2 protein-coding genes are annotated in these 2,597 nt (G+C 63.2%); both read left to right on the forward strand.

Annotated elements, in window-relative coordinates; translation table 11 throughout:
- Positions 1-125 precede the first annotated feature (125 nt).
- Positions 126-857 (forward strand): superoxide dismutase, encoded by a 732-nt coding sequence (locus tag C0456_RS19965; RefSeq protein WP_110300256.1) that lies wholly within the window; start codon positions 126-128, stop codon positions 855-857.
- A gap of 225 nt (positions 858-1,082) precedes the next feature.
- Positions 1,083-2,432 carry an IS1380 family transposase gene (locus tag C0456_RS19970; protein WP_068306123.1) on the forward strand — a complete coding sequence of 450 codons (1,350 nt, stop codon included), beginning with the start codon at positions 1,083-1,085 and terminating at the stop codon, positions 2,430-2,432.
- The last annotated feature ends 165 nt before the right edge of the window (positions 2,433-2,597 follow it).

The following is a 2,597-nucleotide window of genomic DNA, read 5'->3' on the forward strand; positions in this document are numbered from 1 at the left end:
GGGCGTGCTATCCGTGCTGGCGGCTGTCATACTGTTTGCGCTGAAGTGGAGCATCTTTCGCATGCTCGCCGTTCTTGCCGTAGCTGGCCTGGCTCTGGGTAGTCTTTGATCAAGGGAAATGACATATGACCGAAGTTGACCGCCGCAGCGCCATGGGGATCGTGGGTGTTGGCTTGGCTGCAGCCGCCGCAGGTGCCCCCGCATCTGCGCAAACGCCAGCCCTGTCGCCAGCCTTCGCGGGCAATCACAAGCCAGTGCCGCTGGCGTTCGATCCTGCCAAGCTCATCGGCCTGTCCGAAAAGCTCATCCGCTCACACTACGATAACAACTACATCGGGTCAGTGCGCACGCTGAACATGATCGAGGGTCGGTTGGCGGCGTCGCTGGCGGACAAGGACTTTCCCGCGATCGTTTATGGCGGGCTCAAGCGCGAGGAACTGCACCGCACCGGGTCAGTGATTCTGCATGAGCAGTATTTTGGTGCACTCGGCGGCGATGGTGCGGCGGCGGGAGAAGTGCAGAAGGCCATAGCAGCGGCCTTCGGCTCGTTCGCGGCGTGGGATACGGAGTTCAGGCGCACCGCGATGTCGCTGGCCGGCGGATCGGGCTGGTGCGTTCTGGCGTGGAATCTCCACACCGCCAGTCTGCACAATTACTGGGCTTGGGATCACATGCACCAGCCTGTCGCCAGCGTGCCGCTGATCGCGCTCGACATGTATGAGCATGCCTATCACATGGACTATGGCACGGCGGCCGCGAAATACGTCGATGCGTTCATGGCCAACCTGAATTGGGAGGAAATCGATCGCAGGTATCGCCGCGTGGCGCGGCAAGCTGAACCAGTTCTGCTCGATTGAACGCCTTTCGATATGCCGCACAGGTCATGCGAACACGGATTGTCGGCTTTTGGTAGTGCTGGTCATTCGGCATGCTGCGGAGAAACGACGGCTTAGCCGCTCTTATGCACCAAGGGGTGTCTGAGCGGTAGGCGGGAGTAGCGTAAAGCTCTGTTCTGAAGTAAGAAATTGGGTGTCTAAGCCGTCCCTGCTCCGGGACAGAAATTGCCATAGGCCACACCCGCCATGACCGACGTTACCTCAAGCTCATTTCGATTCCCAGCGGTCCAACGCAAGAAAGTCACGGCTGCCTTCGACGGCGGTCGCATCACGTCGGACGGCGGGGTTCTGCTATTGGCGCAGGCCGAGCGCGAGATGGACATCTGCAGGCAGCTGGCCACCTGCATCGCCGATCGGCGCGATCCTTCGCGGGTGGTCCACAAGCTGGATGACATCCTGCGGGCTCGGGTTCTGGCGATTGCCTGCGGCTACGAGGACGCCGACGACCTCGACGCCCTGCGTGACGATCCCGGCTTCCGCCTGGCGCTGGGCAAGCTACCGGGTTCGGGCGCGGGCCTTGCCAGCCAACCGACGATGAGCCGCTGGGAAAACGCACCCACCACGCGCGAGCTGGCCCGCATGATGGCCGCGATGGTCGACATCTACTGCGCCAGTTATCCATCCCCGCCCGAGGCGGTGACGCTGGACATCGATGACACCTGCGATGTCGTGCACGGCTACCAGCAGTTATCGTTCTGGAACGGGCATCACGGTGAGCGCTGTTTCCTGCCGATCCACGTCTACGACACGGCAACGGGGCGGCCGGTCGCCATGCTGCTGCGCACCGGCAAGACGCCGAGCGGCGCGGAGGCCGCGGGCCACATCCGTCGCCTGGTGCGGCAGATCCAGAGGCACTGGCCCACGACCCACATCACGATCCGGGGCGACGGCCACTACGGCAGACCCGAGGTCATGAACTTCTGCGAGGCACAGGGCATCGATTATGTCTTCGGCCTGCCCACCAACGCTGTGCTGCGCGCCGATCCACAGATCGTGAAGATTGCCGATGCCTGCACGGTCAAGCGGGCCGAGGAACAGCACGTAGTCCTGCGAAATTATGCCCAGACCCGCTACGGGGCGAAAAGCTGGAAATGCCAGCGCCGTGTCGTCGCCCGGATCGAGGCCAGCACGCTCGGCATGGATATCCGCTACGTCGTCACCTCGCTCGAGCAGGGCTCGGCCGAGCACATCTACGACACACTCTACTGCGCCCGCGGCCAGGCCGAAAACCTCATCAAGTTGCACAAGGCCCAGCTCGCCAGCGATCGCACGTCATGCCGATCAGCCAACGCCAATCAGATGCGGCTGATCCTGCACACCGCCGCATTCTGGCTGATGTGGCGCATCCAGCAGGTCATCCCCAAGGCAGCCCCGCTCGCCAACGCTGAGTTCGCGACCCTACGCCTGCGGCTCCTCAAAGTCGCCGCACGCGTCATCGAGACCGCCTCCCGCATCCGGGTCGCCTTCGCTTCCGCGTGTCCCGACGCCACCCTGTTCCGGATCATCGCCGCCGCCCTCAGGCCCGCCCCGACATAGCCAGTGCGGCCGTGCCGCTGAACGTCCGAGCCCCTCCATCACAACCGCAAGCCTCTCGATCCCACGCGATGAAATAGACGCAGCGGAGGCACTCGGCCTGCTCAAACGCCCGCTGCCGCCAACGATTGATCTCCCTAAGAACAACATCGTCACGAATAAGAGCGG

It is taken from the genome of Hyphomonas sp., assembly GCF_013823385.1.
GTDB lineage: Bacteria > Pseudomonadota > Alphaproteobacteria > Caulobacterales > Hyphomonadaceae > Hyphomonas.